Origin of the sequence: Kitasatospora sp. NPDC091257, assembly GCF_044757675.1 — a bacterium.
In the GTDB taxonomy this organism is placed as follows: Bacteria; Actinomycetota; Actinomycetes; order Streptomycetales; family Streptomycetaceae; genus Kitasatospora; species Kitasatospora lactacystinica.
Genome location: NZ_JBIVVI010000490.1, coordinates 1 through 6,272, shown reverse-complemented (window position 1 = coordinate 6,272; position 6,272 = coordinate 1). Strand labels below are relative to the sequence as shown.

Annotated in this window: 6 protein-coding genes; 2 read left to right on the top strand and 4 right to left on the bottom strand. The window is 73.3% G+C overall.

The genetic code is table 11. The features are described from left to right. Positions 1-187: 187 nt before the first annotated feature. Entirely contained in the window at positions 188-811 is a 624-nt protein-coding gene (locus ACIQOV_RS22330) for a TetR family transcriptional regulator (protein WP_387685401.1), read from the bottom strand. Positions 812-945: 134 nt separating this feature from the next. Here ACIQOV_RS22330 and ACIQOV_RS22325 point away from each other — a divergent pair, with 134 nt between their 5' ends. Then, entirely contained in the window at positions 946-2,172 is a 1,227-nt protein-coding gene (locus tag ACIQOV_RS22325) for an acyl-CoA dehydrogenase family protein (RefSeq protein ID WP_387685403.1), read from the top strand. Position 2,173: 1 nt separating this feature from the next. Here ACIQOV_RS22325 and ACIQOV_RS22320 read toward each other — a convergent pair whose 3' ends face one another. The 3 genes from ACIQOV_RS22320 to ACIQOV_RS22310 form a co-directional block, all read right to left on the bottom strand. Continuing rightward, positions 2,174-2,779, bottom strand: a complete 606-nt coding sequence (locus ACIQOV_RS22320; protein ID WP_401050985.1) for a phosphatase PAP2 family protein — start codon at positions 2,777-2,779, stop codon at positions 2,174-2,176. Positions 2,780-2,851: 72 nt separating this feature from the next. Continuing rightward, on the bottom strand, positions 2,852-3,661 hold the full coding sequence (locus tag ACIQOV_RS22315; protein ID WP_401050982.1) for an enoyl-CoA hydratase/isomerase family protein: 810 nt from the start codon (positions 3,659-3,661) through the stop codon (positions 2,852-2,854). 35 nt (positions 3,662-3,696) lie between these two features. Continuing rightward, positions 3,697-4,386 (bottom strand): TetR family transcriptional regulator, encoded by a 690-nt coding sequence (locus tag ACIQOV_RS22310; RefSeq protein ID WP_359910581.1) that lies wholly within the window; start codon positions 4,384-4,386, stop codon positions 3,697-3,699. A gap of 187 nt (positions 4,387-4,573) precedes the next feature. On the opposite strand from ACIQOV_RS22310, the gene ACIQOV_RS22305 reads away from it, so the two are divergent. After that, positions 4,574-6,178, top strand: coding sequence for an MFS transporter (locus ACIQOV_RS22305; protein ID WP_401050979.1), 1,605 nt, complete (start codon positions 4,574-4,576; stop codon positions 6,176-6,178). Positions 6,179-6,272: the final 94 nt, after the last annotated feature.

Genomic DNA, 6,272 nt, shown 5'->3' with positions numbered 1-6,272 from the left:
CTGGGCGATGGCGATGGCCGACCAGCGGATGGTCATGCAGGCCTACGCCGAACGGCCCGATGATGCCCGGACTGTCGTGCGCGGCACAAGAGTTCGGGCGCCGGACGGTTCCCTCGGCGGTCGGCGTTCGGCGGTCGGCTCGGGGAGGGGCGCTCCGGTCGGCGGACGCTGTCGGGCGACGCGGGCCTCAGTCGGCGGTCGGCTCGGGCGCGGTCGGCGGGACGGCGGTCGGCAGGTCCGCGGCGGCGGCGAGTCGGCCCCAGAGCAGGTCGGCCAGTGCCTGCACCATCCGGGTGCGGGAGCAGGGCCTGGTCTCCAGCCACCAGTCCCCGGCGGCCAGCACCATGCCGGTGATGCCGCGGCCCCAGGCCTCGGCGAGCAGGTCGCGGTCGGCGCCGAGGTCGACCTGGCTCCGCACGGCCCTGGTGATCTCCTCGGCGATCTGCTTGAGCGCGGGGGCGAGCGCGTTGCCCGCGCTGCTGGGGTCGCCGGGCTCGGGGTGGGTGAGCAGCCGGTAGACCTGGGGGCGGGCCTCGATGCCGGCGAGGTAGGTGTCCAGGACGTGTTCGACCCGGTCGCGGCGTTCCAGCGGTTCGGCGAGGGCGGCCCGGACGGCGGCCAGCAGCCCGCCGGTGTGACGTTCGGTCAGGGCTCTGATCAGGCCGTTCCGGTCGCCGAAGTGGCGGTAGAGGATCGGTTTGGTGATCCCGGCCTCGGCGGCGATGGCGTTCATGCTGGCGCCCGGCCCCTCGCGCTGGATGACCCGGTCGGCGGCGTTGAGCAGCTGCTCGCGGCGGGGCTCTCGGGACATGCGCTGCTCCTCGGGATCGGGTTCGGCGGGGTCTGCCTGGGCGTTGACACCGGTTACCAATCAGTAGCAGACTCCCACGATGTTACCCGAGGTAACACCCCGGTCGGCCGCACACGTCTTCGGAGGCACGCACCATGAGCAGCACGTTCTCGCTGGACCCGGGCGCGGACCAGCTCGCCGTACGCGACTGGCTGCACGGCTTCGCCGCCGATGTGATGCGCCCGGCCGCGGCCGAGTGGGACGAGCGCGAGGAGACCCCCTGGCCGGTCATCCAGGAGGCCGCCAAGCTGGGCATCTACTCGCTGGACTTCTACGCCCAGCAGTACTTCGACCCCTCCGGCGTCGGCATCCCGATCGCCATGGAGGAACTGTTCTGGGGCGACGCCGGCATCGGGCTGTCCATCGTCGGTACCACCCTGGCCGCCGTCGCGGTGCTGGCCAACGGCACCGACGAGCAGATCGGCACCTGGACCCCGCAGATGTTCGGCACGCCCGAGGACGTCAAGGTGGCGGCCTTCTGCTCCTCCGAGCCGGACGCCGGCTCCGACGTGTCGGCGCTGCGCACCCGGGCGGTGTACGACGAGGCCGCGGACGAGTGGGTGCTGAACGGCACCAAGACCTGGGCCACCAACGGCGGGATAGCCGCCGTCCACGTGGTGGTCGCCACCGTCGACCCGGCGCTCGGCGCGAAGGGCCAGGCCTCCTTCGTCGTCCCGCCCGGCACCCCCGGACTGAGCCAGGGCCAGAAGTTCAAGAAGCACGGCATCCGCGCCTCGCACACCGCCGAGGTCGTGCTGGACGGCGTCCGGGTGCCCGGCAGCTGCCTGCTCGGCGGCAAGGAGAAGCTGGACGAGCGCCTGGCCCGGGCCCGCGAGGGCGTCAAGCGCCCGGGGGGCAGGGGCAACGCGGCGATGGCCACCTTCGAGGCCTCCCGTCCGGCCGTCGGCGCGCAGGCGATCGGCATCGCCCGGGCCGCGTACGAGGTGGCGCTGGACTACGCGAGGACGCGCGAGCAGTTCGGCCGGCCGATCATCGACAACCAGGGCGTGGCCTTCCAGCTCGCCGACATGAGGACCCGGATCGACGCGGCCCGGCTGCTGGTGTGGCGCGCCTCCTGGATGGCGGCCAACAACCAGCCCTTCACGGCGGCCGAGGGCTCGATGTCCAAGCTGTACGCCGGTGAGACCGCCAAGTACGTGACCGCGCAGGCGATGCAGATCCTCGGCGGCAACGGCTTCACCCGGGAGTACCCGGTGGAGCGGATGCACCGGGACAGCGCGATCTACTCGATCTTCGAGGGGACCAGCGAGATCCAGCGGCTGGTGATCGCCCGGGCGATCTCGGGGGTGCCGATCCGCTGACTCAGCGGGCCAGCCAGAAGGTGAGCCCGGCGGTGAGCGCGCCCACCACCGCGCCGACGACCGTCTGCGCGGCGGTGTGGTCCCGCAGCACCACCCGGGACCAGCCGATCGCCGGAACCAGCGGGGCGAGCAGCAGCCAGAGCGGGCCCAGTGCGATGGCGAGGCAGACCACCGCGCCGGTGGCCACGGCGGTGTGGACGGAGACCTTCCACCAGGCGGTGATCACCAGGATCGGGACCAGCGAGGCGAACATCGCCAGGACCAGCGCGGTCAGGTCGGCCGGGGCGTCCAGTCCGATCATCACCGCGAAGCTGAGCAGCACCGAGCCCATGATGAGCGGGAAGACGGTCAGCCGGCGCTGCCGGTGGCCGACGTGGCGGTCCGCCACGGTGCCCTTGCGCATGCCGTGCCGGATGATCAGGGTCGGGACGACGGCGGCGAACAGGATGGCGAACAGCGCCCAGCCGATGCCCGGCAGGCCGTAGCGGAGGCCGCCCAGCACCGGGAGCAGCGCGATGATCACGTTCTTCGGCTCCAGGCCGTCGGTGATCCGGCGGGCCCAGATCGTCCGGCTGGTGGGGGCGGCGGGCGCGGCCTCGGTCGTCATCGGGGTGGGTGCTCCGGGGGCGTGAAGGGGCGTGAAGGGGCGGTCCGGTGGCGGGTTGGTGGCGGGCCCGGCTCAGAACCGGGCGGGACGGCCCTCCAGGAAGGCCGTCAGGCCCTCGCGGATGTCCGAGCCCTCCCGGGAGCGGAGCAGCCAGGGGGCCAGGACCTCGTCCGCCCGCTCGGGCGGGGCGTCCAGGACGGCCTTGGCCGCGCCGATGGTCTGGGTCGAGCGGAGGGTCAGCACCCGGGCGAAGTCCAGTGCGGCGGCGTCCAGTTCGGCGTCCGGCAGGACGCGTTCGGCGAGGCCCAGCGGCAGGGCGTCCCGGCCGGCCACCAACTCGCCGGAGAACAGCAGGTACTTGGCCCGGGCCGGGCCGATCAGCCGGGACAGCCGTACGGTCGGCACCGCCGAGTAGACCACGCCGAGCTTGGCCGGGGTGATCCCGAGCCGGGCGTCCTCGGCGACGAACCGCAGGTCGCAGGCGACGGCGAGCTGGCAGCCGCCGCCGACGCAGGCACCGTGCACCACGGCGAGGGTCGGGTGCGGGAAGGCCGCCAGCGCCTCCTCGGCGGCGACGTTGGTCGCGTGGTAGGCCTCCGCGCGCTCCGGATCGCCGTACACCTCGGAGAGTTCGGCGATGTCCGCGCCCGCGCTGAAGGTGTTGCCGGCGCCGGTGAGCAGCAGGACGCGCACGCCCTCGTGGCCGGCCAGCTGCTCCAGCACCTTGGGCAGCGCCTGCCAGATCGCCAGGGTCACCGCGTTGCGGCGGTGCGGGCGGGCGAACTCCAGGACGGCGACGCCGTCCTCGCCGACGTACGCGTTGAGGCCATCGGCCTGCGCGGGCAGGGCGGAGCGGTCCCGCGTGAGCAGCGGCTGGTCCATGCGCACCTCCGGTCGGTCGTGGTGCGCCAACTCTCTCAGGCGGCACGGGTGCAGTAGTCGCCGAGGCCGTGTTCGAGCAGGGCGAAGGCGCGGCGGGCCTCCTCCAGTGCGGTGGGCAGGGCGTCGGCGGCCCGCTCACCGGCGAGCATCCGCCGGTGGTTGGCGGCGATCAGCGCGACCCGGACGGCCAGCGCCTGGGCGGTGGCGACCCGGGCGGTGAGCTCGTCGTGGGCCGGGTCCTGGGCGATCAGTTCGGCGGAGAGCGCGGCGTGCGCCAGCAGGTCGAAGCCGTGGGTGGCCCGGGCGGTCAGTGCCGGGGTGCGGTGGATCAGCCGGACCACGTCGAGCACGATCCGGTCGTCGTTCAGTCCGGAGGCCGGGTCGAAGCGTTCCAGCGCGGCGAGGAACTGCTCGCGCAGCGCCGTCGCCGCGGAGCTGCCCGGGGCGCGGTCGCGCACCGCCCGGGCGGGCTCGTCGAGGTGCTGCTCCATCGGGCGCATGACCAGCTCTTCCTTGGTGGGGAAGTAGTTGAAGACGGTCATCTTGGACACCTCGGCGGCGGCGGCGATCTCCGCGACCGAGACCTGGTCGAAGCCGCGCTCGGTGAAGAGCGCGATGGCCGTGCGGAAGATCCGCATGCCGGTCTGGAGCTTCTTGCGCTCGCGCAGCGGGAGCGCGTCCAGGTCGACGTCGGAGCCGGGGTCCTGTGCGGGTCGCATCGCCATGCTGGGGACTGTACCAGGCTCAAATGTTGACCGGTCCGAAAGATTGGTCAGGTAGAAAGATTGGCTGGGCTGAAAGATTGGTCGGGATGAAGAATTGACCGGGTACAAAAATGCTGCCATGGTGAGGACGCGCCGCCGGCCACCCCGGCCCCGACGCGAACTCGACCGACCCTGGGGGGACTTGACCATGGCCACCGCCGTACCCGCACCGCCCGACGCCACCGCGCCGATGACACCCGGCCGACGCAGGGCGGGCATGCTGCTCTGCCTGGTCACGATCGTGCTGGCCGTGCTCGACATGAACATCGTCTCGGCGGCCACCGTGCCGATCGTCCGCGACCTCGACCCGGTCCACGGCGTCGACCGGCTGCCCTGGCTGATCAGCGCGTTCGCCCTCGCCGCCACCGCGCTGCTGCCGCTCTACGGCAAGCTGTGCGACTCCTACGGCGCCAAGCGCGTGCTCCTCGGGGCGGTCGCCACCTTCACGCTCGGTTCGGCGCTGTGCGGAGCGGCGCAGTCGATGGGCCAGCTGATCGCCTTCCGGGCCGTCCAGGGCATCGGCGGCGGCGGGCTGATGAGCGTCACCATGGTCGTCATCGCCCAGTTCAAGGAGCCGGGCGGGCGCGCCAACGCCAAGGGCAGCGCCATGGGCGGGATCGTCGCGGGACTGGGCATGTCGGTCGGCCCGCTGGTCGGGGGGCTGCTCGCCGACCACGTCAGCTGGCGCTGGATCTTCTACGTCAACCTGCCGCTCTGCCTGGTGGTGCTGGTCGGTGTCGCCCTGGTGATCAGGCTGCCGAGGGCGACCGGCCGCGGCGGCCTGGACTTCCTCGGCTCCGCCCTGGCCGCGGCGTTCGCGGTCGGGCTGCTGCTGGTCACCGAGTGGGGCGGCAAGGACTACGCCTGGACGTCCCCGGTGATCCTCGGGCTGGCCTTCGGCACGGTCGCCGCGTTCGGCCTCTTCCTGTGGCGCCAGGCCGTCGCCGCCGCGCCGGTGCTGCCGCTGTCGCTGTTCCGGATCCCGGTGGTGCGGCTGGGCTTCGCGATCCAGGGCCTGGTCGGGATGGGCATGATCGGCGCGATCGTCCAGGTGATGCTCTACCTCCAGCTCGCCCGGGGCGTCGCCCCGACCACCGCCAGCCTGTACCTGATCCCGATGGCGGCCGGGATGACGGTCTCCGGCCTGGCCGTCGGCCGGCTGCTCGCCCGGGGCCACTCGCTGGGGACCTTCCTGCTGGCCGGCGCGGGCTGCGCGGCGCTCGCCCTGCTGCTGCTCGGCCTGAGCGGGCCGACCACCGCGCTGCCCGCGGTGATGGCCGAACTCGCCCTGCTGGGCTGCGGGTTGGGTCAGCTGATCGGCCAGCTGATCGTGGTGGTGCAGCAGGCCGCGCCGGTGCACCAGCTGGGCGTGGCGACCACCGGCATCCGGTTCTTCCAGAACCTCGGCAACGCGCTGGGGGCGGCGGTGTTCGGCACCGTGCTGACCAGGGTCTTCGCGGACGGCGAGCAGGGCCGGCCGCTGGGCGCCGTCCGGACGCTCACCGGGACCGCGCGCGAGCACGCGGTGCGCAGCTTCACCGACGCCGTGGACGTGGTCTTCCTGTCGGCCGGCGGGGTGCTGGTGCTGGTGGTGCTGCTGGTGTGGCGGCTGCGGGTGGTCGGCGGCGCGGCCCTGGATGCGGATGCGGGTGCGGATGCGGGTGCGGTCCCGGGTGCCGGGGAGGGCGGGGCCGCCGAGCCGCCGGCCGGGGTGGCGGCGGAGCGCCCGGCGGTCGGGGCCCGGGCGGCCTGAGCGAGGGAGTTCGAGCGGGGCGGTGTTCGAGCGAGGGGGTTCGAGCTGGACGGTGTCGGAGCGGCGGGGCCCGGTGGCACGGAGGTGTCCACCG

What these genes read in the sequence shown, in the direction of transcription:
- ACIQOV_RS22315 (WP_401050982.1), bottom strand. Translation starts at nt 3,661, where the DNA reads ATGGACCAGCCGCTGCTCACGCGGGACCGCTCCGCCCTGCCCGCGCAG.
- ACIQOV_RS22310 (WP_359910581.1), bottom strand. Translation starts at nt 4,386, where the DNA reads ATGGCGATGCGACCCGCACAGGACCCCGGCTCCGACGTCGACCTGGAC.
- ACIQOV_RS22305 (WP_401050979.1), top strand. Translation starts at nt 4,574, where the DNA reads ATGGCCACCGCCGTACCCGCACCGCCCGACGCCACCGCGCCGATGACA.
- ACIQOV_RS22330 (WP_387685401.1), bottom strand. Translation starts at nt 811, where the DNA reads ATGTCCCGAGAGCCCCGCCGCGAGCAGCTGCTCAACGCCGCCGACCGG.
- ACIQOV_RS22325 (WP_387685403.1), top strand. Translation starts at nt 946, where the DNA reads ATGAGCAGCACGTTCTCGCTGGACCCGGGCGCGGACCAGCTCGCCGTA.
- ACIQOV_RS22320 (WP_401050985.1), bottom strand. Translation starts at nt 2,779, where the DNA reads ATGACGACCGAGGCCGCGCCCGCCGCCCCCACCAGCCGGACGATCTGG.